This is a genomic window from Leifsonia sp. EB34, from assembly GCF_041260585.1.
In the GTDB taxonomy this organism is placed as follows: Bacteria; Actinomycetota; Actinomycetes; order Actinomycetales; family Microbacteriaceae; genus Leifsonia.
Genome location: NZ_JBGCCV010000002.1, coordinates 979,531 through 1,001,708, shown reverse-complemented (window position 1 = coordinate 1,001,708; position 22,178 = coordinate 979,531). Strand labels below are relative to the sequence as shown.

General features: G+C 70.4%; 22 protein-coding genes. 5 read left to right on the top strand and 17 right to left on the bottom strand.

Going from position 1 to position 22,178, the window contains the following annotated elements; all coding sequences use genetic code 11:
- Position 1: 1 nt before the first annotated feature.
- From ruvX to ABIA36_RS14240, 6 genes are all read right to left on the bottom strand, one after another.
- Entirely contained in the window at positions 2-469 is a 468-nt protein-coding gene (ruvX, locus tag ABIA36_RS14265; RefSeq protein ID WP_369963154.1) for a Holliday junction resolvase RuvX, read from the bottom strand.
- A 4-nt stretch (positions 470-473) separates the two neighbouring features.
- Positions 474-3,131 (bottom strand): alanine--tRNA ligase, encoded by a 2,658-nt coding sequence (alaS, locus tag ABIA36_RS14260; RefSeq protein ID WP_369963153.1) that lies wholly within the window; start codon positions 3,129-3,131, stop codon positions 474-476.
- A 57-nt stretch (positions 3,132-3,188) separates the two neighbouring features.
- On the bottom strand, positions 3,189-3,380 hold the full coding sequence (locus ABIA36_RS14255) for a hypothetical protein (RefSeq protein WP_369963152.1): 192 nt from the start codon (positions 3,378-3,380) through the stop codon (positions 3,189-3,191).
- A 65-nt stretch (positions 3,381-3,445) separates the two neighbouring features.
- A complete protein-coding gene (locus ABIA36_RS14250; RefSeq protein ID WP_369963151.1) occupies positions 3,446-3,823 on the bottom strand; it encodes a DUF948 domain-containing protein in 378 nt (125 codons plus the stop codon).
- A gap of 144 nt (positions 3,824-3,967) precedes the next feature.
- A complete protein-coding gene (gene rpsD / locus ABIA36_RS14245; RefSeq protein WP_369963762.1) occupies positions 3,968-4,594 on the bottom strand; it encodes a 30S ribosomal protein S4 in 627 nt (208 codons plus the stop codon).
- 192 nt (positions 4,595-4,786) lie between these two features.
- Complete coding sequence (locus ABIA36_RS14240) at positions 4,787-6,127, bottom strand: replication-associated recombination protein A (protein ID WP_369963150.1); 1,341 nt, start codon at positions 6,125-6,127, stop codon at positions 4,787-4,789.
- A gap of 194 nt (positions 6,128-6,321) precedes the next feature.
- Here ABIA36_RS14240 and ABIA36_RS14235 point away from each other — a divergent pair, with 194 nt between their 5' ends.
- The 3 genes from ABIA36_RS14235 to ABIA36_RS14225 all read left to right on the top strand — a co-directional run bounded on the left by ABIA36_RS14235 (position 6,322) and on the right by ABIA36_RS14225 (position 9,071).
- Positions 6,322-7,104, top strand: coding sequence for a peptidylprolyl isomerase (locus ABIA36_RS14235; RefSeq protein ID WP_369963149.1), 783 nt, complete (start codon positions 6,322-6,324; stop codon positions 7,102-7,104).
- Between the two features lie 57 nt (positions 7,105-7,161).
- Positions 7,162-8,391: a DUF349 domain-containing protein gene (locus ABIA36_RS14230; protein WP_369963148.1), complete on the top strand. Its 1,230-nt coding sequence runs from the start codon at positions 7,162-7,164 to the stop codon at positions 8,389-8,391.
- Positions 8,392-8,501: 110 nt separating this feature from the next.
- Positions 8,502-9,071 (top strand): hypothetical protein, encoded by a 570-nt coding sequence (locus ABIA36_RS14225; protein WP_369963147.1) that lies wholly within the window; start codon positions 8,502-8,504, stop codon positions 9,069-9,071.
- Here ABIA36_RS14225 and ABIA36_RS14220 read toward each other — a convergent pair.
- The 11 genes from ABIA36_RS14220 to pdxS form a co-directional block, all read right to left on the bottom strand.
- Positions 9,058-11,307: a bifunctional (p)ppGpp synthetase/guanosine-3',5'-bis(diphosphate) 3'-pyrophosphohydrolase gene (locus tag ABIA36_RS14220; protein WP_369963145.1), complete on the bottom strand. Its 2,250-nt coding sequence runs from the start codon at positions 11,305-11,307 to the stop codon at positions 9,058-9,060. The two genes, ABIA36_RS14225 and ABIA36_RS14220, sit on opposite strands and share 14 nt — an antisense overlap.
- A 72-nt stretch (positions 11,308-11,379) precedes the next feature.
- Positions 11,380-11,787, bottom strand: a complete 408-nt coding sequence (locus ABIA36_RS14215; protein WP_369963143.1) for a rhodanese-like domain-containing protein — start codon at positions 11,785-11,787, stop codon at positions 11,380-11,382.
- A gap of 9 nt (positions 11,788-11,796) precedes the next feature.
- Positions 11,797-12,813: a protein translocase subunit SecF gene (gene secF / locus ABIA36_RS14210; RefSeq protein ID WP_369963142.1), complete on the bottom strand. Its 1,017-nt coding sequence runs from the start codon at positions 12,811-12,813 to the stop codon at positions 11,797-11,799.
- Positions 12,813-14,555: a protein translocase subunit SecD gene (gene secD / locus ABIA36_RS14205; RefSeq protein ID WP_369963140.1), complete on the bottom strand. Its 1,743-nt coding sequence runs from the start codon at positions 14,553-14,555 to the stop codon at positions 12,813-12,815. The genes secF and secD overlap by 1 nt, the downstream gene beginning before the upstream one ends.
- A gap of 65 nt (positions 14,556-14,620) precedes the next feature.
- Positions 14,621-15,022, bottom strand: coding sequence for a preprotein translocase subunit YajC (gene yajC / locus ABIA36_RS14200; RefSeq protein ID WP_369963139.1), 402 nt, complete (start codon positions 15,020-15,022; stop codon positions 14,621-14,623).
- A gap of 57 nt (positions 15,023-15,079) precedes the next feature.
- Entirely contained in the window at positions 15,080-16,132 is a 1,053-nt protein-coding gene (gene ruvB / locus ABIA36_RS14195; RefSeq protein WP_369963137.1) for a Holliday junction branch migration DNA helicase RuvB, read from the bottom strand.
- Complete coding sequence (ruvA, locus tag ABIA36_RS14190; RefSeq protein ID WP_369963136.1) at positions 16,129-16,761, bottom strand: Holliday junction branch migration protein RuvA; 633 nt, start codon at positions 16,759-16,761, stop codon at positions 16,129-16,131. Before ruvA ends, ruvB begins: the two co-directional genes overlap by 4 nt.
- Positions 16,758-17,369, bottom strand: a complete 612-nt coding sequence (gene ruvC / locus ABIA36_RS14185) for a crossover junction endodeoxyribonuclease RuvC (protein ID WP_369963761.1) — start codon at positions 17,367-17,369, stop codon at positions 16,758-16,760. The genes ruvA and ruvC overlap by 4 nt, the downstream gene beginning before the upstream one ends.
- Positions 17,370-17,387: 18 nt before the next feature.
- Complete coding sequence (locus ABIA36_RS14180) at positions 17,388-18,149, bottom strand: YebC/PmpR family DNA-binding transcriptional regulator (protein ID WP_369963135.1); 762 nt, start codon at positions 18,147-18,149, stop codon at positions 17,388-17,390.
- 121 nt (positions 18,150-18,270) lie between these two features.
- Positions 18,271-18,921 carry a pyridoxal 5'-phosphate synthase glutaminase subunit PdxT gene (gene pdxT / locus ABIA36_RS14175; protein ID WP_369963134.1) on the bottom strand — a complete coding sequence of 217 codons (651 nt, stop codon included), beginning with the start codon at positions 18,919-18,921 and terminating at the stop codon, positions 18,271-18,273.
- Positions 18,911-19,813: a pyridoxal 5'-phosphate synthase lyase subunit PdxS gene (gene pdxS, locus ABIA36_RS14170; RefSeq protein WP_369963133.1), complete on the bottom strand. Its 903-nt coding sequence runs from the start codon at positions 19,811-19,813 to the stop codon at positions 18,911-18,913. Before pdxS ends, pdxT begins: the two co-directional genes overlap by 11 nt.
- Positions 19,814-19,925: 112 nt before the next feature.
- Here pdxS and ABIA36_RS14165 point away from each other — a divergent pair, with 112 nt between their 5' ends.
- Together ABIA36_RS14165 and pdxY are read left to right on the top strand one after the other, a co-directional pair.
- Complete coding sequence (locus tag ABIA36_RS14165) at positions 19,926-21,254, top strand: aminotransferase class I/II-fold pyridoxal phosphate-dependent enzyme (protein WP_369963132.1); 1,329 nt, start codon at positions 19,926-19,928, stop codon at positions 21,252-21,254.
- A 68-nt stretch (positions 21,255-21,322) separates the two neighbouring features.
- Positions 21,323-22,174 carry a pyridoxal kinase PdxY gene (pdxY, locus tag ABIA36_RS14160; RefSeq protein WP_369963130.1) on the top strand — a complete coding sequence of 284 codons (852 nt, stop codon included), beginning with the start codon at positions 21,323-21,325 and terminating at the stop codon, positions 22,172-22,174.
- Positions 22,175-22,178 lie beyond the last annotated feature (4 nt).

Here is a 22,178-nt window from a genome sequence, read left to right as displayed (position 1 = left end):
ACTAGGGTCCAATGCTCGGTTCGACGGGTTGGCCCGGCGGACGGCCTGAAGCGCGCTCCGCGTCGAGGGCGTGCTGCAAAATTATCGTGGCGGCCACCTGATCCACCACCGGACGCGCGCTTTTCGCGTTCTTGCCCGACGCCCGGAGCGCCGAGTGGGCCGACACGGTCGAGAGCCGTTCGTCCACCAGTCGCACCGGGACATCCACCTCGGCGTCGAGCGCTTCCGCGAAGGCGACGGCGTCCGCCGTCGACGCGGTGTGCGCACCCGAGAGCGCCAGAGGCAACCCGACGATAATCTCGAAAACTCCGAGTTCGGTCACAATTTCCGCGATCCTGCGCCGATCCGCAGCATCCTCGGAGCGTGCGACCGTCTCCACCGGAGTCGCCAGCATCCCGTGGAGGTCGGACCGGCTCACGCCGATCCGCACCTTCCCGACGTCGATGCCGAGCCGCACTCCGGTCCTCACCCGGTCAGCCGATCGCCGAGACCACCGCGGACAGCGCGGCCGGGATCGCCTCGGCGTCCGTGCCTCCGCCCTGCGCCAGGTCGGCCTTGCCGCCGCCGCCGCCGCCCAGCACACCGGAGGCCGTCTTGGCGAGCGCGCCCGCGTTGACGCCGGCGTCGCGCGCGGCCTGGTTGGTCGCGACGATCACGACGGGCTTGCCCGCCGCGCGCGCCGCGAGGGCGACCGTCGCCGCGTCCGAGCCGAGGCGCTCACGGACGGTCGTCGCCAGCAGGCGCAGGTCGTCGGCCGAGTTGAGCGTGCCGGCGTCCTCCGCCACCACGGTGACGGCGCCGCGACGGGTGGCCGACTGCAACAGCGCAGGCACCTTGTCGAGGACCGCGCGGGCCTCGAACGCCTGGATGCGCTTCTCGGCGGCCTTCAGGTTCGCCATCAGGTCCGCGATCTTCTCGGGGAGCTGCTCGCGCGGCGTCTTGAGCGCGCCGGAGAGCTGCGACACGATCGTGCGCTCCACGGCGAGGTCCTGGAACGCCTCCAGGCCGACCAGCGACTCCACGCGGCGGTTCGTCGAGCCGACCGACGACTCGCTGACCAGGTTGATCATGCCGATCTCGGCGCTGGAGGACACATGCGTGCCCGCGCACAGCTCGCGCGACCACGGGCCGCCGATGTCGACCACCCGGACGACGTCGCCGTACTTCTCGCCGAACAGCGCCATCGCGCCGAGCGCCTTGGCCTCCGCCAGCGGCAGCTCGCGCGTCGTCACCTGCAGGTTGTCGCGGATCGCGTTGTTGGAGATCTCCTCGATCTCGCTGCGGGTCTCCGGCGACAGCGCCTGGTTCCAGGAGAAGTCGAGGCGCAGGTAGCCGGCCTTGTTGAACGAGCCGGACTGGTGCGCGTTGGGGCCGAGCACCTGGCGCAGCGCCGCGTGGATGATGTGCGTGCCGGAGTGCGCCTGCTTGGCGCCGCGACGGTACTCCGCGTCCACGAGGCTGGTCGCCGGAGCGCCGACGCCGACCTCGCCGCTGCGGACCAGCACCTTGTGGCTGATCAGACCCTTCACCGGCTTCTGCACGTCGAGGACGTCGAGCTCGTAGCCCGGGCCCACGATGGCGCCGGCGTCGGCGTCCTGACCGCCGGATTCCGCGTAGAGGGAGGTCGCGCCCAGGATGATCTCGGCGACCTGGCCTTCGCGCGCGACGTTCACGGACTGGCCGTCGACGATCAGGCCGAGCACGCTCGACTCCGTCTCGAGGTCGGTGTAGCCGGTGAACACCGTCTCGCCCTGCGCGCGGAACGCGCTGTAGACGGACAGGTCGGCGAGGGCGGTCTTCTTCGCCTTGGCGTCCGCCTTCGCGCGGGCGCGCTGGTCGGCCATCAGCGTGTCGAACGCGGCGCGGTCGACGCTGAGGCCGGCCTCCTCCGCCATCTCGAGGGTGAGGTCGATCGGGAAGCCGTAGGTGTCGTGGAGCAGGAACGCGGTGTCGCCGGCGAGCTCGTCCTTGCCCGCGCCCTTCGTGTTCGCGACGGCCGTGTCGAGGATGGTCGTGCCGGACGCGAGCGTGCGCAGGAAGGTCTCCTCCTCCGCGTAGGCGAGCTGCGACGTGCGCGCGAACTCCGCCTCCACCTCGGGGTAGGCCGCCTTCATGGCGTCGCGGGAGGCCGGGAAGAGCTCAGGGAAGGTCGCCGTCTCGACGCCCAGCAGCCGCATCGCGCGCACCGTGCGGCGCAGCAGGCGGCGCAGCACGTAGCCGCGGCCCTCGTTGGACGGCGTCACGCCGTCGGTCATCAGCATGAGCGCGCTGCGGACGTGGTCGGCCACGACGCGCAGGCGCACGTCGTCCTCGTGCGCCTCGTTGCCGTAGGGCTTGCCGGCCAGCGCCGCGGCGCGGTCGAGCACTGGGCGCACCTGGTCGATCTCGTACATGTTGTCGACGCCCTGCTTGATGAACGCGACGCGCTCCAGGCCGAGGCCGGTGTCGATGTTCTTCTTCGGCAGGTCGCCGAGGATCTCGAAGTCCTTCTTGCCGGTGCCCTCGCCGCGCAGGTACTGCATGAAGACGAGGTTCCAGATCTCGACGTAGCGGTCGTCGTCCGTCGCCGGGCCGCCGTCGATCCCGTAGGCGGGGCCGCGGTCGAAGAAGATCTCCGAGCAGGGGCCGGCCGGGCCGGGCTGGCCGGTCGACCAGTAGTTGGTGTCCTTGCCGAGGCCCTGGATGCGCTCGGCCGGCAGGCCCGCGACGCGCGTCCAGATCTCCCGGGCCTCGTCGTCCTCCTCGTAGACCGTGACCCAGAGGTCCTTCGGGTCGAAGCCGAGGCCGCCCTCGTCCTCGGGGAGGGTGAGGAGGTCCCAGGCGAACGTGATCGCCTGCTCCTTGAAGTAGTCGCCGAACGAGAAGTTGCCGCACATCTGGAAGAACGTGCCGTGACGAGGGGTCTTGCCGACCTCCTCGATGTCCAGGGTGCGGATGCACTTCTGGACGCTGGTCGCGCGCGGGAACGGCGCGGGGACCACGCCCGTCAGATACGGGACAAACGGCACCATCCCGGCCACCGTGAACAGCAGCGACGGGTCGTCGCTGACCAGCGAGGCGGACGGGACGACGGTGTGCCCGCGCGTGGCGAAGAAGTCGAGCCAGCGGCGGTGGATTTCAGCAGTCTGCATGGTTTCCGGTCGATCGAGGGGTGGAGCGGGGAGACGAGAGGCGGAAAAGGCGGGAGGTCAGTCGCCGTCGATGGCCGAGCGGAGCTCGGCCTCGCGCTGACGGTAGCCGTCGGAGACGGCCTCCCCGAAGTCGCGCGCCTTCTTGTCGAGCGTGCCGAAGAACTCGCGACCCCTGGGGGTCTCGTTGACCTTGTGGGCGACGACGAAGCCGAGAGCCACGCCGATCAGGAGCCACAGGAAACTCTTCATTGCCGGATCTTCCCTCCCTGGATGCGCAGTGAGCGCAGCTGCGCGTTCAGCGCACTCGCGCAAGTCTAGTCCGCCTGGCGGCGGGAACGCCGGGAGGCCCCGGGCACCCGGAGGGCGGCGCGGACGGCGGCGCTGAAGCCCGCCAGCTTGATCAGCGGACCGCCGACGGTGGCGGCGAACAGCGCCACCAGCGCGGACACATTGCCGGTCACGTCCGCCACGTTCCGGGTGATCGTGTCGACCCGGGCCAGCTGCTTGTTGGTCTCCTGGATCGTGGTCGCCGTCTCCTCCAGGATCGGCGTGATGCCGTCGCTGGCCTCCTTGATGGCGTCGCGCGTGGAGTCGAGCACGCGGCCGAGCTTCAGCAGCGGAACGGCGATGAATCCGACCAGGACGGCGAACACGGCCGCCGCGATCAGTCCTGCGATGTCGCCTCCGGACATGTCGGCCTCCTCCATTCCGTCACGGGCATACGACCCCCAGCGTACGGGAAACCGGTCCGGGTTGGACCCGGCAAACGAGGGAGAACGAGAAACGGGGCCGCGGCCGAAGCCACGACCCCGTTCTGCGGGAGTCTCTCGCTCGCCTTAGCGGGCGGCGTAGTACTCGACGACGAGCTGGACGTCGCAGGTGACGGGCACCTCGGCGCGCTTCGGGCGACGCACGAGGCGGGCCTGGAGCTTGTCGATCTCGACGTCGAGGTAGGCCGGGACCTTGGGCAGGACGTCGACGTGACCGCCGGCGGCCGCGACCTGGAAGGGCTCGGTGCCCTCGGAGCGGGCCTTGACGTGGATGAGCTGACCCGGCTTCACGCGGAAGGACGGGCGGTCGACGATCTTGCCGTCGACGAGGATGTGGCGGTGCACCACGAACTGGCGGGCCTGCGAGATGGTGCGGGCGAAGCCGGCGCGGAGGACCAGGGCGTCGAGGCGCATCTCGAGGAGCTCGACCAGGTTCTCACCGGTCAGGCCCTGCGTGCGGCGGGCCTCTTCGAACGCGATGCGGATCTGCTTCTCGAGGATGCCGTACTGGGCGCGCAGACGCTGCTTCTCGCGCAGACGGACGGCGTAGTCGGAGTCCTGCTTGCGCTTGGTGCGGCCGTGCTCACCGGGAGCGTAGGGGCGCTTCTCCATGTAGCGGGCCGCCTTCGGGGTGAGGGCGATGCCCAGGGCGCGCGACTCGCGGGTCTTGCTGCGGGAACGTGAAGACACGATTTCCTTTCGGTTTTCTCTCTACGAATGTTGGTCGCAGACACACAGGGGTGCGCTGCGCAGGGTCTTTCACCTGCAAGAGAGAGGGATTGACGCCAGGGACGCCCGGCTACAGGGCCTGTCCCGTCGAGAGCGTGTTCCGGGCAGCCGCACCCTGAACGCGCTTCTAGGCCCGTCGATTCTAGCAGACCCGAGTCAGCGTCCGCGCACGATCCGGCGCAGCTTCGCCAGGCGTGCGGCGACATCGCGCTCGTTGCCGTGCTCGGTCGGCGCGTAGTACGTCGTGTCGGCCAGCTCGTCGGGCAGGTACTGCTGCTGGAGCACCCCGAGGGCGTCGTCGTGCGGGTACTTGTAGCCCTTGCCGTGGCCGAGCCGCTTGGCCCCGGGATAGTGCGCGTCGCGCAGGTGCTTGGGCACCCGGCCGATCTTCCCTGCACGTACGTCGGCGATCGCGGCGTCGAGCGCCATGTACGCCGCATTCGACTTCGGAGCGGTGGCGAGGTGGACGACCGCCTGCGCGAGCGGGATGCGCCCCTCGGGCATCCCGATGTACTGCACCGCGTCGGCGGCGGCGATGGCGACGACGAGGGCCTGCGGGTCGGCCATCCCGATGTCCTCGGACGCCGAGACGATGATTCTGCGGGCGATGAACCGGGGGTCCTCCCCCGCCTCGATCATCCGTGCCAGGTAGTGCAGCGCGGCGTCGACGTCCGAGCCGCGGACCGACTTGATGAAGGCGCTGATGACGTCGTAGTGCTCGTCGCCGTTGCGGTCGTAGCGCAGCAGGGCGCGGTCGACCGCCTGCGCCACCAGCTCGGCGGTGATGACCGGCTTCTTCTTGGAGGTCGCGGGGGTCGCCGAGGCGGCGGAGACGGACGCGGCCTCCAGAGCCGTGAGCGCGCGGCGGGCGTCGCCGGACGCCAGCCGGATGAGCACGGCGCGCGCCTCGTCCTCCACCGTGTACTGGCCGCCCAGCCCGCGGTCGTCGGCGACGGCGCGGTCGATGACCACCCCGAGGTCCTCGTCGCTCAGCGTCTCCAGCGTGAGCAGGAGCGAGCGCGACAGCAGCGGGGAGATGACCGAGAACGACGGGTTCTCCGTGGTGGCGGCGACCAGGATGACCCAGCCGTTCTCGACGCCGGGCAGCAGCGCGTCCTGCTGCGCCTTGGTGAAGCGGTGGATCTCGTCGAGGAAGAGGACGGTCGAGACGCCGTACAGGTCACGGGTCGAGAGCGCCTCGTCCATCACCAGCCGGACGTCCTTCACACCGGCGGTGACGGCCGACAGCTCCACGAACCGCCGACCCGACGAGTGCGCGATGGCCTGCGCCAACGTGGTCTTGCCCGTGCCGGGCGGGCCCCACAGGATCACCGACACGGAGCCGGTCTGGCCCTCCTTGTCGGAGGCCAGCGCGACCAGCGGCGAACCGGGCCGCAGCAGATGGCGCTGCCCGGCCACCTCGTCCAGCGACTTCGGCCGCATGCGCACGGCGAGAGGCGTCGCTCCCGTCTGGAGCCCAGGCTGCACATCGACCACCCGTCAAGAGTAGTCGGCGCCACTGACATCGGGGTCCGTGCGCATCGGGGTCCGTGCGCGCTCCGCCCGCGCCTGGGTTTGGGCGCTCATAGCCGCGCCGGATAGGGTTCGTGCAGCATCCATCCCGTCGTGCGGACCTCCGTCGGCGGCGATGGCTTCCATCCCCCGCTCGACGGCGCCCCCGGAGGACAGACGTGGCACCCAGCAAGCAGAACGACCGCGAAGCGCGACAGGCTCGCGAGCGCCTCCGGGCCTACCAGGCGCGGCAGACGGTGCACGAGGAGAAGGTCAAGCGCCGCAAGCGGGACAACTGGGTCGCCGGGATCGCCGTGCTCGTCATCGTCCTGCTGGCGGTCGGCACGCAGCTCCTGTTCTTCGCCAAGCCGGGCGCCACCAGCGCGTCCGCCTCGCCGTCGGCCTCGCCCTCGCCCACGTCGTCCGCCGCCGCGGGCGTGCCCTCCAAGAGCATCGCCGAGGGCCGCACCTGGACGGGCGACCTCACCATCAACGGCATCAAGCTCGGGGTCTCGCTGGACGGCAAGGCTGCGCCGCAGGCGGTGTCCTCCACCATCTCGCTGACGCAGAAGAAGTTCTACGACGGGCTCACCTGCCACCGCCTCACCAACGGCGGCTTCTACGTGCTGCAGTGCGGCGACCCGAACGGCGACGGCAGCGGCGGCCCCGGCTACTCCTACGGCCCGATCGAGAACGCGCCGAAAGATGACAAGTACCCGGCCGGGACCATCGCCATGGCCCGCCAGAGCGGCAACGCGAGCAGCCAGGGCAGCCAGTTCTTCATCGTCTACAAGGACACCACCATCCCGTCCGACTCCGCCGGCGGCTACACGGTCATCGGAAAGATCACCAGCGGCCTCCCCACCCTCATCTCCGACGTCACGGATAAGGGCGTCCAGGGCGGCAGCACCGACGGCAAGCCGGCCGTGACGACGAAGATCGACAGCTTCACGCTGCAGTGATCCCGGCGTGTGCAATAGGCTGATTCCCAACGTGGCACCGCAAGCAAGGTGAGGCTCTTGGCTACTTCTGAACAGCACCCCTGGGGTCGCGTCGACGAGACCGGCACCGTGTACGTCCGAGACGGCGATGGCGAGCGCGCCGTCGGCGAGTACCCGGACGGCACTCCGGAGGAGGCGATCGCCTACTTCGAGCGCAAGTACACCGACCTCGCCGGCCAGGTCGGCCTCCTGGAGCAGCGCGCCCGCCGCGGCGCCCCGGCGGCCGACGTCGCGAAGTCCGTCGCGAGTCTGCGCGCCTCGGTCGAGGGCGCGAACGCCGTCGGCGACCTGGCGTCGCTCATCACGCGGCTGGACGCCCTCGGCGGAACCGTCGAGGAGCTCACCGAGCAGCAGAGCGCCGAGGCGAAGGCCGCGCTGGAGCAGGCCGTCGCCGAGCGCACCGCGATCGTGGAGCAGGCGGAGGCCCTCGCCGCGCAGGACCCGGCTCGCACGCAGTGGAAGCAGACCACCGCCGAGCTGGACGCCCTCTTCGCGAGCTGGCAGGCCCATCAGCACGACGGTCCGCGCCTGCCCAAGAACGAGGCCAACGAGCTGTGGAAGCGGTTCCGCGCCGCGCGCTCGACCATCGAGCACAACCGCAAGGCCTTCTTCGCGGAGCTGGACAACCAGCACCGCGACGTGCGCGCCCGCAAGAACGCCCTCATCGAGCAGGCCGAGCGCCTCGTGCCGCAGGGCGCGGACGGCGTGCCGGAGTACCGCCGCCTGCTCGATCAGTGGAAGCTGGCCGGCCGCGCGGGCAAGAAGAACGACGACGCGCTGTGGGCGCGGTTCAAGGCGGCGGGCGACGCCATCTACTCGGCCAAGGCCGAGGTCGACGCGCGCGACAACGTCGAGTACGAGGAGAACCTCACGCTCAAGCTCGCGCTGCTCGAGGAGGCGGAGCCGCTCCTGAAGGAGAAGGACCGCGAGACCGCGCGCACCAAGCTGCTCTCCATCCAGGAGCGCTGGGACGCCATCGGCCGCGTGCCGCGCGACCAGGTGCGCCCCATCGAGGACCGCCTGCGCAAGGTCGAGGCGGCCGTGCGCCGGCTGGACGAGGAGCACTGGGAGCGCAACAACCCCGAGAAGAAGGCGCGCTCCGAAGGGCTGGCCAGCCAGCTCAACGCGGCGATCGCCAAGCTGGAGCAGGAGCTCGAGGAGGCCAAGGCGAGCGGCGACTCTGCGAAGGTCAAGGCGGCCCAGGAGGCCCTCGACGCCCGCAAGGTGTGGCTGGACGCGCTCGGCTGACCCGTTCGGCGGCTGCGGGTTTGTTCTCCACAGCCCGCATGATCGGGTGAGTACTCCACGGATTCGCTGACGGCCGTCTCCGGCGGCTGCGACCGGCCCAGGCTGGACGCATGACAACAGCGCTCCCCCTCCTCCTCGACCGAAACGTCCTCCCGCTCGCCGAGCTCCTCTCGCTCGTGCTCGACGGCCAGCTCTACCGGGTCGGCGACGCGTTCGCCGTCACGGACACCCCCGACACCCCGTCACTGCGCGCGCAGGCGTTCGCGGCGCTGCGCCCGGCAAGCACGGTCGCCGATCGCGGCACCGCCGCCTGGATCCACGGCACCCGTTCGGCGCCGCCGGTGCGGCCTCAGGTGTGCGTCGACCGCCGGCGCCGCGGGCGCGTGCCTCCCGAGTTCGACGCACAGCAGCACGCCCTGGGCGCGGGCGACGTGGTCGAGCTGAGCGGCGTCCGGGTGACGGCGCCGCTGCGCACGGCTGCGGACCTGATGCTGACGCTCCCCCGGTTCGGCCCGGCGGAAGCCCTCGAGGTGCGCCACCTGCTCGCGTTGGGGCGCGTGCCACCGGACCGGCTCGGCGCCCAGCTCTCCCGGTCGCGCCGGCACGGAGCGACCAGGGCGCTCACCCGGATGTCCGTCGTCGAGCGGACGGAGCTGCCGGCTCCGGTCAGCCGGCGCTGACCCGATACACGTCGTAGACGCCGTCGATCCGGCGCACGGCGTTGAGCACGCGGTCGAGGTGAGTGGTATCGCCCATCTCGAACACGAAGCGGCTCAGCGCCAGCCGGTTGCTCGACGTCGTCACCGTCGCAGAAAGGATGTTGACATGGTGCTCGGACAGCACGCGCGTGACGTCGGAGAGCAGCCCGGAGCGGTCCAGGGCCTCCACCTGGATCTGCACCAGGAAGACGCTCTTCGAGCTCGGCGCCCACTCGACGTCGATCATCCGGTCGGGCTCCTGCAGCAGCGACTGCACGTTGTGGCAGTTCGCCTGGTGCACGGAGACGCCCTGGCCGCGCGTCACGAAGCCGACGATCGGGTCGCCCGGCACCGGCGTGCAGCACTTGGCGAGCTTCACCAGGATGTCGGGCGCGCCGCGCACGAGCACCCCGGAGTCGCTGTTGCGGAGCTGCTTGGGCCGGCCCTTGACCGGGATGTCCAGCTCGCCGTCGGACTCGACCTCGCTCTGCAGCGAGGCGACGATCTTCTCGATCACCGACTGCGTCGAGATGTGGCCCTCGCCGACGGACGCGTACAGCGACGAGACGTCGGGGTGCTTCAGCGACGACGCGACCTCCACCAGGGCGTCCTGCGTCATCAGCTTCTGCAGCGGCAGGTTCTGCTTGCGCATCGCGCGGGCGATGGCGTCCTTGCCCTGCTCGATCGCCTCGTCGCGGCGCTCTTTGGTGAACCACTGGCGGATCTTGTTGCGGGCGCGCGGGCTCTTGACGAAGTTCAGCCAGTCCTGGCTGGGGCCGGAGTCCGGGTTCTTCGAGGTGAAGATCTCCACCACGTCACCGGTCGAGAGCGTGCTCTCCAACGGCACCAGGCGGCCGTTCACCTTGGCGCCCATCGTGCGGTGGCCGACCTCGGTGTGCACGGCGTACGCGAAGTCGACCGGAGTCGCGCCCGCGGGCAGGCCGATCACGCGACCCTTCGGTGTGAAGACGTAGACCTCCTTCGCGCCGATCTCGAACCGGAGCGAGTCGAGGAACTCCGACGGGTCGGCCGTCTCGGCCTGCCAGTCGGAGATGTGCGCGAGCCAGGCCAGGTCGGTGTCCACCTTGCCCGGGCCGCCTGCGCTCTTGCCGGTGGTCTGCTCCTTGTACTTCCAGTGCGCCGCGACACCGAACTCGGCGCGCTGGTGCATCTCCTCGGTGCGGATCTGGATCTCGACCGGGCGGCCCTGCGGACCGATCACCGTGGTGTGCAGCGACTGGTACAGGTTGAACTTCGGGGTCGCGATGTAGTCCTTGAAGCGGCCGGGCATCGGCGTCCAGCGCGCGTGGATCGAGCCGAGCACGGCGTAGCAGTCGCGCACCGTGTTGACGAGCACGCGGATGCCGACCAGGTCGTAGATGTCGTCGAACTCGCGGCCGCGCACCACCATCTTCTGGTAGATCGAGTAGTACTGCTTCGGCCGGCCGACGACCTTGCCGCGGATCTTCGCGGTCTTGAGGTCGTCGTTGATCGCGTCGATCACCTGCTGCACGAGGCGCTCGCGCTCGGGCGTGCGCTGCTTCACCAGGCTCTCGATCTCGGCGTAGAGCTTGGGATAGAGCACGGCGAACGAGAGGTCTTCGAGCTCCCACTTGATCGTCTGGATACCGAGCCGGTGTGCGAGCGGCGCGTAGATCTCGAGCGTCTCGGTGGCTTTGCGCGTGGCGTTGGCCGCGGGGACGAAGCCCCAGGTTCGCGCGTTGTGCAGGCGGTCCGCCAGCTTGATGATCAGCACGCGGATGTCCTTCGACATCGCGACGATCATCTTGCGGACCGTCTCGGCCTGCGCGCTGTCGCCGTACTTGACCTTGTCGAGCTTCGTGACGCCGTCGACCAGCATCGCGATCTCGTCGCCGAACTGGTCACGCAGCTCGTCCAGCGTGTAGGCGGTGTCCTCCACTGTGTCGTGCAGCAGCGCGGCGGCGATGGTCTTGGCGCCGATCCCGAGGTCCGCGATGATCTGGGCCACCGCGACCGGGTGCGTGATGTACGGCTCGCCGGAGCGGCGCTTCTGCCCGTCGTGGGCGCGCTCCGCCACGGCGTAGGCGCGCTCGATCAGCGAGAGGTCAGCCTTCGGGTGGTGCATGCGCACCGTGCGGATCAGCGTGTCCACGGCGCCGGCGGGCTGCGCGCGGGAGAAGATCCGCGGCACGAGACGGCGCAGCGAGGCGGACTGCGGTGTCGTCGTGTCAACCATCTGCTCGCCTCCTGTCCTCCATTATCGCCGCTGTTCGCGCGCTCCCGTTCACGGGGGCGGCGCGACCGGCGCTCAGGCGGACGCTCCCGGGGGCCGACCGTGGTCCGAGGGCGCTGCGGAGGGCGCTTCCGCGGGCGCCTCCGGCGGTTCGACCGGCTCGGTGACGGGGCCTCCCGCGGCCTGCCAGGCCAGCATCCCGCCCGCGACGTTCGCGGCGGGGTAGTCGGCCTGCAGCAGCGCGTCGGTCACCATCCGCGACCGCCCTCCGCTGTGGCAGATCACCAGGATCTGGGCGTCCTCCGGCAGCTCGTGCTGACGTTCCCCGAGCTCGCCGAGCGGGATGTGGTGCGCGGCCGGCGCGTGGCCGGACTCCCACTCGTAGGCCTCGCGGACGTCGAGCAGCCAGGCGGCGCCGGCGTCGACCAGCTCGCGCGCACGCGCGGCACTCACCTCATCCTCCGACAGGTAGCGACCGCTCATGCGCCGACGCTACTCCGCCGGGACCGGCTCGGTCGCGGCGACCGTGGCCTTGGGCCGGATCGAGCGGACCTTCTGGTCGTGCTTCTTGATCGCGGCCTCGCCCTCGCGGAACTGCGAGTACATCGGTGCGGCCAGGAAGATCGTCGAGTACGTGCCCACGATGATGCCGATCAGCAGCGCGAGCGAGATGTCCCGCAGCGTGGCGGCGCCGAACGCGTAGGCGCCGATGAAGAGGATCGACGCGACCGGCAGCACGGCGACCACGGCCGTGTTGATCGAGCGGACGAGGGTCTGATTCACCGCCAGGTTCACCGCCTCCGGGAAGGTGCGCCGGGTGAGCTCCAGCTCCTCGCGGGTGTTCTCGCGGATCTTGTCGAACACCACGACCGTGTCGTACAGCGAGTAGCCGAGGATCGTCAGGAAGCCGATCATCGTCGCGGGCGACACCTCGAAGCCGACGAGGGCGTAGATCCCCGCGGTGATGATGAGGTCGTGGAAGAGCGAGATGATCGCCGACGCCGACATCTTCCAGGTGCGGAAGTACAGCGCCATCGCGATGAAGGCCAGCAGCAGGAACACAACCAGGCCCTGGATGGACTGCTGCGTCACGTCCGCGCCCCACGAGGGGCCGATGAAGGTCGAGGAGACCTCCGACGACGGGACGCCATAGGCCGAGGCCAGCGCGTCGGCGACGGCCTTGGTCTGGGTGTCGGAGAGCTGGTCGGTCTGCACCTGGATGGCGTTGTTGCCGACGACGCTGACGTGCGAGATCGCGTTGGGCACGACGCTCGCGACGGCGTTCTGCGCCTTGGTGGTGTCGGTGCTCTGCACCTGGCTGATCTGGAACTGCGATCCGCCGCGGAACTCGATCGAGAAGTTGAACCCGCCCTTGACGATCGGGATCAGGATCGAGAGCGCGACCATCACGATCGCGATGGCGTACCAGATCTTGCGCTTGCCGACGAAGTCGAACGAGCGCGCGCCCGTGTAGAGGTCGTTGCCGAACTTGGTGAGGCGGCTGGCCATCAGTTGTCCTTCCCCTCGGACGATCGATCGGAGGACGACGAGGAGGTCGAGGCGGAGGCGAGCTCCGCCGCCTTGCGCTCGGCGATCGTCTGGCGGCGGGCCGCCTCGCCGCTGCTGCGCGCGGCCTTGGCGGTGCCCACCAGCTCGGGCTTCGGCGCGCGGAACCGGGCGGCGCCGCGGTACACCGCGCCCAGCGCGTCCGGGTCGAGGCCGGAGAGCTTGTGGCCGCTGCTGAAGAAGCGCGTCGTGGCCAGGAGCTGGAGCGTCGGGTGAGTGAACAGCAGCACCACGATCACGTCGATGATGGTCGTCAGCCCCAGCGTAAACGCGAAGCCGCGCACGTTGGCCGCGGCCAGCACGTACAGCACGACGGCCGCGAGGAGGTTGGTCGCCTTGGACGCGTAGATCGTGCGGCGCGCACGGCCCCAGCCGGCCTCCACGGCGGATTCGAGACTGCGCCCGTCGCGCAGCTCGTCTCGTATTCGCTCGAAGTAGACGATGAACGAGTCCGCTGTGAAGCCGATCGCGACGATCAGACCTGCGACGCCCGCGAGGGAGAGCCGGTAGTCGTAGTGCCACGACATCAGCGAGATGGTGAGCCAGGTGAGCGTGCCGGCCACGACGAGCGAGACGATCGTCACCAGGCCGAGCAGACGGTACTGGAAGAAGGTGTAGATCGCGACCAGGATCAGGCCGATCAGACCGGCGATCAGGCCGCTGACGAGCTGCGAAGTTCCGAGCGTGGCCGAGATGTCGTCCTGGCTCTGCACCTTGAAGCTGAACGGCAGCGCGCCGAACTTGAGCTGGTCGGCGAGCGTCTTGGCGCTCTGCTCGGTGAAGTTGCCCGAGATCTGCGGCTTGCCGTCCGTGATGACCGCGTTCGTGGTCGGCGCCGAGATGACCCGGCCGTCGAGGACGATCGCGAACTGGTTCTGCGCGCCCTGGAGGGCGTTCAGCCGGGTCGTGACCGCGGCGAACTGCTTGGTGCCGGTCGAATCGAAGACGATGTTGACCGCCCACTGGCCGGTCGTCACGCCCTGCGAGCTCTGCATCAGGCCGGCGCTGGCGTCGGAGATGTTCTGGCCCTTCACCTCGACCGGGCCGAGCAGATACTTGACCGTGTTGTTGTCGTCGCAGGTGATCAGCGGCTTGTCGGTCGGCGCCGAGCTGAGGTCCTTGTTCTTGTTCGCGTCGCACGAGAAGGCGTTGAACTCCGCCTGCAGCGCGGGCGTCACCCAGGCCAGGTCACTGCCGTTCGTCGGCTTGGTCGACGGCGTGGACTGCAGACCGGGCGCCGGGCTCGGCGCCGGGGTCGACTTGCCGTCGGCGCCCACGACCTGGTTGGTCGGGCCGCTGGTCAGCAGCACGGGGCGGAAGTCGAGCCGCGCGCTGGCCTTGACGCGGTCGAGCGTCTGCTGGTCGGGCTTGCCCGGCAGCGACACCACGATGTTGCGCGAGCCCTCGGTGGAGATCTGCGCCTCGGAGACACCCGACGCGTCGATGCGCTGCCGGATGATCGAGACCGCCTGGTCGAGCTGCTGCTGCTGCACCGACTGACCGTTCTCGACCTGCGGGGCGAGGATGATCTGGGTGCCGCCCTCGAGGTCGAGGGCGAGCTTGGGCAGCCACGTCGCATTGCTGAACAGGACCCCGGCCGTGAGGGTCCCGAGCAGGACCACCACGAGTACTCCGAGCCACGTCAACGAACGCCAGGCTTTTTTGACCGGGGTCGACTTTGCCACCTAGGAACTCAGCTTTCTACGAGCGATCCGCGCACCCTCTCGGCGCGCGGAGCACAGGGATGCTATCAGTCGTCGCTCTTCGCGCCGGGCTTCTTCGGCGCGTCGTCGATCCGCTCACCGAACTCCGGAGCGGAGGACTCGGCCGGGATGGCGTGGTCCGTGTTGAGCTCCGGGGTCGCGACAGCCGTGTCGTCGAGCTCGGGGGTCTTCGGCTCCACCACGCGGGCGAGCACCTGGCGGTGCACCTTCACGACGTGGCCGGGGCTGGTCTCGATGACGGCGGTGTTGTCGTCCTCGTCGACGGACAGCAGGGTGCCGTACAGGCCGAAGTTGGTCATGACCTCGGCTCCTGGCACCATCTTCGAACGCGTCTCATCCTGCTCCTTGCGCCGCTTGCGGCTGTTGCGGAACATGAAGAAGACGAGGGCCGCCAAAATGACGACCATCACAATGGTCAACGGATCCATGGAGAAAGCCGAACCTTCCGGTGAAGTCAAGGGGGTGTGGCGAGTGGCCAGCTTGAATTATAGGTCATCCATCAGGGACGGTTGCTGTGAGTGCCCTAGTCGTTCGCCGCCAAGTCCAGGCCCGGACAGGCCGAAGTGCCGCCACGCCGCCGGCGTGGCGACCCGTCCGCGGGGCGTTCTGGACAGCAGTCCGATGCGGACCAGGAACGGCTCGACCACCGACTCGATGGTCTCCGCCTCCTCGCCGACCGACACCGCAAGCGTGTTGAGGCCGACCGGGCCGCCCTCGAACCGTTCCAGGATCGCGTGCAGCACGGCGCGGTCGAGGCGGTCGAGGCCGAGCGCGTCGACGTCGTAGAGCTCGAGGGCGGCGCGCACCGCCTCCAGGTCGGCACGGCGGCCGTGGACGAGCGCGTAGTCCCGCACCCGGCGCAGCAGCCGGTTCGCGATGCGCGGGGTCCCTCGGCAGCGCCCGGCGATCTCCGCCAGAGCGGAACGGTCGATCTCGAAGTCGAGCATCACGGCCGCGCGGGACAGCACCTGCGTCAGCTCGGTCTCGTCGTAGAACTCCAGGTGAGCGGTGAATCCGAAGCGGTCGCGCAGCGGGTTCGGAAGCAGGCCGGAGCGGGTGGTCGCCCCGACGAGCGTGAACGGCGCGAGGTCGAGCGGGATGGACGTGGCGCCCGCGCCTTTGCCGACCATGATGTCGATGCGGAAGTCCTCCATGGCGAGGTACAGCATCTCCTCCGCGGAACGCGCCATGCGGTGGATCTCGTCGATGAAGAGCACCTCCCCCGGCGTCAGCGACGACAGCAGCGCGGCGAGGTCGCCGGCGTGCTGGATGGCGGGGCCGCTGGAGAGCCGGAGCGGCCGCTCGCTCTCGTGGGCGACGATCATCGCGAGCGTGGTCTTGCCGAGCCCGGGAGGACCGGCCAGAAGGATGTGGTCAGCAGTGCGCTCCTGCATCTTCGCGGCCGTCAGCAGGAGCTGGAGCTGGCCGCGGACCTTCGCCTGCCCGACGAACTCGGACAGCGTGCGCGGTCGCAGCGCGCCCTCGAAGGCGAGCTCCGACTCCGACTCGAGCTCCGGCGCGGTGAGGTCGTCGCTCATCGCGCCGCCCCGCTCGCCGCACCGGCCGGACCGAGGCGCGCGAGGGAGAGCCGCAGCAGCGCCTGGACGGAGTCGCGCGCGCTCTCGTCCGTCTCGGCCACGACGTCGGACACCGCCTCCGCCGCGATCTTCTCCGGCCAGCCCAGGCCGACCAGCGCCACGATCACGCTGTCCGGGACGGCGGAAGGCGCTCCCGTGGCCTTCACCGCGCGGGCGGGTGCGCGCCGCGCGGCGGCGAGCTTGCCGGTCAGCGAGACGACGATGAGCTTGGCGGTCTTGGGACCGATTCCCGAGACCTTGCGGAACGGCGCGTCGTCGTCGGCCGCGACGGCGTCGGCGACCTGGTCGGGGCTGAGCACCGACAGCACCCCGATCGCGGACTTGGGGCCGACTCCGGACACGCCGGTGAGCAGCTCGAAGACCTGGAGTTGCTCGAGGTCGGCGAAGCCGAAGAGCTGCAGGGCGTCCTCCCGGACGATGAGCGACGTGAACACGAACGCCTCGTCGCCCACGCGCAGCGAGAGCACATGGTCGGGGGTGAGCTGCACGGCGAAGCCGACGCCGCCCACCTCGATCACGGCGTTGCCGCCGCTGGCAGAGAGGACGGTGCCGCGGAGGGAGGAGATCACCTGGCCAGCCTACGGGGAACGCCTGACGTCCGGGCGGACCGCTCGGCGGCGAGCCACGCGGCCTGCGCCGGGGTCTGCGCGGTGGTCTGGGCACCGGTCGGCGACACCGAGCCTGCGGCTCCGCTGTCCGCCGCGGGCGCCCCGCGCCACGCATGGCAGATCGCGATGGCGAGGGCGTCGGCGGCGTCCGCCGGCTTCGGCGCCTCGGCGAGCCCGAGGATGCGCGCGACCATGGCCTGGACCTGCTTCTTGTCCGCAGAGCCGTACCCGGTGATCGCCGCCTTGACCTCGCTCGGTGTGTGCAGGGCGACGCGGAGGCCGCGGCGCGCGGCCGCGTGCAGGGCGACTCCGCTCACCTGGGCGACGCCCATCACCGTGCGGAGGTTGTGCTGCGCGAACACGCGCTCGATCGCCACGACGTCCGGACGGTGGGCGTCCAGCAGCTCGTCGATCCCGGTGCCGACCGCCAGCAGCCGCTGCTCCAACGGCAGGTCCGGCGGCGTGCGGATGACCGTGACCTCCACGAGGGCGGCCTTCCGGTCGGGACGGACGTCGACGACGCCGACGCCGCAGCGCGTGAGACCCGGGTCGATGCCGAGCACCCGGATCGTCATGCGGCGCGCGCCTTACTCGTCGTCTTCGAGCTGCGCCTGCACCTCGGGGGTGAGGTCGAGGTTCGTGTAGACGTTCTGCACGTCGTCCGAGTCCTCCAGGGCGTCGATGAGGCGGAAGACCTTGCGCGCCAGCTCGGCGTCGGCCTCCACGTTGACCGTCGCGACGAACTCGGCGTCGGCCGAGTCGTAGTCGATGCCGGCCTCCTGCAGCGCGGTGCGCGCGGCGACCAGGTCGGTGGCCTCGGTCAGGACCTCGAAGCTCTCGCCGCGGTCGGTGACCTCCTCAGCGCCCGCGTCGAGCACGGCGGTGAGGACCGTGTCCTCGTCCACGCCGTCGGCGTGCGGGACCACGATGACGCCCTTGCGGTGGAAGTTGTACGCCACGCTGCCCGGGTCGGCCATCGTGCCGCCGTTGCGGGTCATCGCGGTGCGCACCTCGGCGGCCGCGCGGTTCCTGTTCTCGGTGAGGCACTCGATCAGGAGGGCGACGCCGCCGGGGCCGTAGCCCTCGTACATGATCGTCGCGTAGTCGACGGTCTCACCGGTGAGGCCCGCGCCGCGCTTGATCGCGCGGTCGATGTTGTCGTTGGGGACCGAGGTCTTCTTGGCCTTCTGGACCGCGTCGACCAGGGTCGGGTTGCCGGACATGTCCGCGCCGCCGGTCTTCGCCGCGACCTCGATGTTCTTGATGAGCTTGGCGAACGACTTGGCGCGACGGGCGTCGATGACGGCCTTCTTGTGCTTGGTCGTTGCCCACTTGGAATGCCCGGACACTGGTGCTCCCTCGAATTGCGGTTGAACCTGTCCATAATAATGCCTCGGCCGGGAGCGGCCCGAAGGCACGGCAGACGACCACGCCGCGATCGCAGGCGACCGCGGCGTGACCGCTCCGTCGTCAGACCGCGGCGTCCACCCGCGCGCCCACCCGGGCGCGCACCTTGTCCAGGAAGTACTCGTGGAACCGAGTGTCCCCGGTGATCTCCGGGTGGAACGACGTGCCGAGGAGGTCGCCCTGCTCGACGGCCACCACGCGGCCGTCCGGCACGCGGGCGAGCACGGTCGCCTTCTCCCCCACGCTCTCCACGATCGGCGCGCGGATGAACACCGCGTGCACCGGCTCCTCGCCGAGCTGCGGGATGTCGAGGTCGGTCTCGAACGAGTCCACCTGCGAGCCGAACGCGTTGCGGCGCACCGCGACGTCCAGGCCGCCGAGGCTCTGCTGCCCGGCGATCCCGTCGACGATGGCGTCCGCGAGCATGATCAGCCCCGCGCAGGTGCCGTAGACCGGCAGTCCGGCCGCAATGGCGGCCTTCAGCGGCTCGGCGACACCGAACGCACGCGACAGCTTGTCCATGACGCTGGACTCGCCGCCCGGGATCACCAGGCCGTCGATCCGCTCCAGCTCCTCCGCCCGGCGCACCGGGACCGCGTCGGCGCCGAGGCCCCGGAGGACCGCGAGGTGCTCGCGGAAGTCCCCCTGCAGGGCCAGGACGCCGACGCGCGGGCCGGAGACCGTCGCCGGCGCTGCCGTCGCGTTACCAGCCACGCTCGGCGAGGCGGTGCGGTGCAGCGAGGTCGGAGACGTTGATGCCGACCATCGCCTCGCCCAGGCCACGGGAGACCTCGGCGATGACCTGCGGGTCGTCGTAGAACGTGGTCGCCTTGACGATCGCGGCCGCGCGCTGCTCCGGGTTGCCCGACTTGAAGATGCCGGAGCCGACGAACACGCCGTCCGCGCCGAGCTGCATCATCATCGCCGCGTCGGCCGGGGTGGCCACGCCGCCCGCGGTGAAGAGCACGACGGGGAGCTTGCCGGTCTCGGCGATCTCCGCCACCAGCTCGTACGGAGCCTGGAGGTCCTTGGCCGCGACGTACAGCTCGTCCTTGGTCATCGACTTCAGCGCGTTGATCTCCGAGGTGATCTTGCGGATGTGCTTGGTGGCCTCCGAGACGTCGCCGGTGCCGGCCTCGCCCTTGGAGCGGATCATCGCCGCGCCCTCGTTGATGCGGCGCAGGGCCTCACCGAGGTTGGTGGCGCCGCAGACGAACGGGACGGTGAACTGCCACTTGTCGATGTGGTTGACGTAGTCGGCGGGCGAGAGCACCTCGGACTCGTCGATGTAGTCGACGTCGAGCGCCTGCAGCACCTGGGCCTCGACGAAGTGGCCGATGCGGGCCTTCGCCATGACCGGGATGGACACCTCGGCGATGATCGCCTCGATCAGGTCCGGGTCGCTCATCCGGGCGACGCCGCCCTGCGCGCGGATGTCAGCGGGGACGCGCTCCAGCGCCATGACGGCGACGGCGCCGGCGTCCTCGGCGATGCGGGCCTGCTCCGGCGTGACGACGTCCATGATGACGCCGCCCTTCAGCATCTCGGCCAGGCCGCGCTTGACCCGGCTCGACCCCGTTGCGGTGCCCTGTTCTGTGACTGTCATGATCGCCCTCTCGTGCGGAACAAAAACTGTTTTGGCCTATGCCGAAGATATCATCCTCGCGCGGGCTGGTTAGACTCGACGCCGGGGAGCGGACACGGCCCGGGGAGCGGATATGGACGAACAGGTCATCACGGGCACGACCGCGGCGGAGATCGCGGCGAGCGTGCGCGCGCTGCACGAGCGCGGGGCGCTGAGGCGCGGCGACGCCCTCCCCCCGGTGCGCGAGCTCGCCGCCCAGCTCCAGGTCAACCGCAACACGGCCGTCGCCGCCTACCGGCTGCTCGCGCAGGCCGGCGTGGTCGTCGCGCGCGGACGGGCCGGCACGGTCATCGCGGGTGTGGAGGCCGTGGCGCAGGAGGGCTACGCGGCCGACAGCGTGCTCCGCGACATCGGGACCGGCAACCCGGACCCCGCGCGCATCCCCGACCTGTCCTCGGCCCTGGCGCGCGCGACCGGGCGCCCGGTGCTCTACGGCGAGCCGGTGATCGACCCGGCGCTGGAGGCCATCGCACTTGCCTGGGTGCGGGAGGACCTCCCGGAACCCGACCTCCGGATCACCGTGACGAACGGCGCCGTCGACGCGGTCGAGCGCCTGCTCGCCCAGGCCCTGCTGCGCGACGACGCGGTGGCGCTGGAGGACCCGTGCTTCCTGGCCAGCATCCACACGGTGCGGCACGGCGGCTACCGCGCGGTTCCCGTGCCGGTGGACGCCGAGGGGATGACCGTCGACGGCCTCCGCGCGGCGCTCGACGCCGGCGTGCGCGCGATCATCTGCACGCCGCGTGCGCAGAACCCCACCGGGGCGACCCTCTCCCCCGCGCGCGCCGCCGCCCTGCGCGCGCTGCTGGCCGACCACCCGTACGTGCTCGTCATCGAGGACGACCACTTCTCCATGCTGTCGCAGCGCCCGTACGAGACGCTGATCGGCCCCGGCCACCGCCGCTTCGCGCTGGTCCGCTCGGTCTCGAAGTTCCTCGGGCCGGACATGTGCCTCGCCATCGCCGCGACCGACGCCGAGACCGCCGACCGGCTCGCCTTCCGACTGAGCCCGGGCACCACCTGGGTGAGCCACATCCTCCAGCGGCTCGTGCTCGCGCAGCTCACCGACGACACGGTGCTGCGGGAGGTCGCGGAGGCCGGGCGGCACTACGCCGCACAGAACGCGGCGTTCGCGGCGCGGCTGACGGCGCGGGGCCTGCCTGCCGAGGCCGGCGACGGGCTCAACCTGTGGGTGGAGCTGCCGGTCGAGGCGCGGGTCGTCGCCGAGCGGCTGATGCGGCGCGGCTGGCTGGCGCGCACCGGCGACGAGTTCGTGCTGGGCGGGCGGCCGGCGCCGTCGCACCATCTGCGGTTGACGGTGCACGACCTCGGCGAGGACGAGGCGGCCCGGCTGGTCGACGACCTCGTGGAGGCGGCCGAGCGGTCAGCGCCGCGCCCGTGATCTGCCCGCCCCTCTGATCTGCCCGCCGCTCTGGTCTGCCCGCGTTTCCGGTCTGGCAGGCTCGAAGGATGCGTATCCTCTCCATCCAGTCCGCCGTCGCCTACGGACACGTGGGCAACTCCGCCGCCGTGTTCCCACTTCAGCGCATCGGCGTGGAGGTGCTGCCCGTCTACACGGTGAACTTCTCCAACCACACCGGCTACGGCGCGTGGCGCGGGCCGCTGATCGCGCCTGAGGATGTGCGCGCGGTGATCACCGGGATCGAGGAGCGCGGCGTGCTCGGGACGATCGACGCCGTCCTCTCCGGATATCAGGGCGGCGAGGGCATCGGCGACGTGATCGTGGACGCCGTGGCGCGCGTCAAGGCGGCCAATCCGAACGCCGTGTACGCCTGCGACCCGGTGATGGGCAACGCGAAGTCCGGCTGCTTCGTCGCGCCGGCCATCCCGGAGCTGCTGCGCGACAAGGTCGTGCCGGTGGCCGACATCATCACGCCGAACCAGTTCGAGCTCGGCTACCTCACCGGCACGGAGCCGGGCGACCTGGAGTCCACGCTCGCCTCGGTCGACGCCGCGCGCGCGATGGGGCCGCGCACCGTCCTCGTCACGAGCGTGGAGCGCCCCGACCAGCCGGAGGACACCATCGAGATGCTGGCGGTGGACGACGCCGGCGCGTGGATCGTGCAGACCCCGCGGCTGCCGCTGAAGGCGAACGGCTCGGGCGACGTCACGGCGGCGCTGTTCACGGCGCACTACGTCGCCTCCGGTGACGCCGCGTCCGCGCTCAGCAAGACCGTGTCCAGCGTGTACGACCTGCTCGCGAACACCCTCGCTTCGGGCGAGCGCGAGCTCCAGCTCGTGGAGTCGCAGGAGTCCTACGCCCACCCCCGCGAGCAGTTCACGGTCACGCAGGTGCGCTGACCGC

Bases quoted from the DNA above. Each gene is read 5' to 3' on its own strand.
- alaS (WP_369963153.1), bottom strand. From the start codon at position 3,131: ATGCAGACTGCTGAAATCCACCGCCGCTGGCTCGACTTCTTCGCCACG.
- ABIA36_RS14255 (WP_369963152.1), bottom strand. From the start codon at position 3,380: ATGAAGAGTTTCCTGTGGCTCCTGATCGGCGTGGCTCTCGGCTTCGTC.
- ABIA36_RS14250 (WP_369963151.1), bottom strand. From the start codon at position 3,823: ATGTCCGGAGGCGACATCGCAGGACTGATCGCGGCGGCCGTGTTCGCC.
- ABIA36_RS14225 (WP_369963147.1), top strand. From the start codon at position 8,502: ATGACAACAGCGCTCCCCCTCCTCCTCGACCGAAACGTCCTCCCGCTC.
- ABIA36_RS14220 (WP_369963145.1), bottom strand. From the start codon at position 11,307: ATGGTTGACACGACGACACCGCAGTCCGCCTCGCTGCGCCGTCTCGTG.
- ABIA36_RS14215 (WP_369963143.1), bottom strand. From the start codon at position 11,787: ATGAGCGGTCGCTACCTGTCGGAGGATGAGGTGAGTGCCGCGCGTGCG.
- secF (WP_369963142.1), bottom strand. From the start codon at position 12,813: ATGGCCAGCCGCCTCACCAAGTTCGGCAACGACCTCTACACGGGCGCG.
- yajC (WP_369963139.1), bottom strand. From the start codon at position 15,022: ATGGATCCGTTGACCATTGTGATGGTCGTCATTTTGGCGGCCCTCGTC.
- ruvB (WP_369963137.1), bottom strand. From the start codon at position 16,132: ATGAGCGACGACCTCACCGCGCCGGAGCTCGAGTCGGAGTCGGAGCTC.
- pdxS (WP_369963133.1), bottom strand. From the start codon at position 19,813: ATGACAGTCACAGAACAGGGCACCGCAACGGGGTCGAGCCGGGTCAAG.
- ABIA36_RS14165 (WP_369963132.1), top strand. From the start codon at position 19,926: ATGGACGAACAGGTCATCACGGGCACGACCGCGGCGGAGATCGCGGCG.
- pdxY (WP_369963130.1), top strand. From the start codon at position 21,323: ATGCGTATCCTCTCCATCCAGTCCGCCGTCGCCTACGGACACGTGGGC.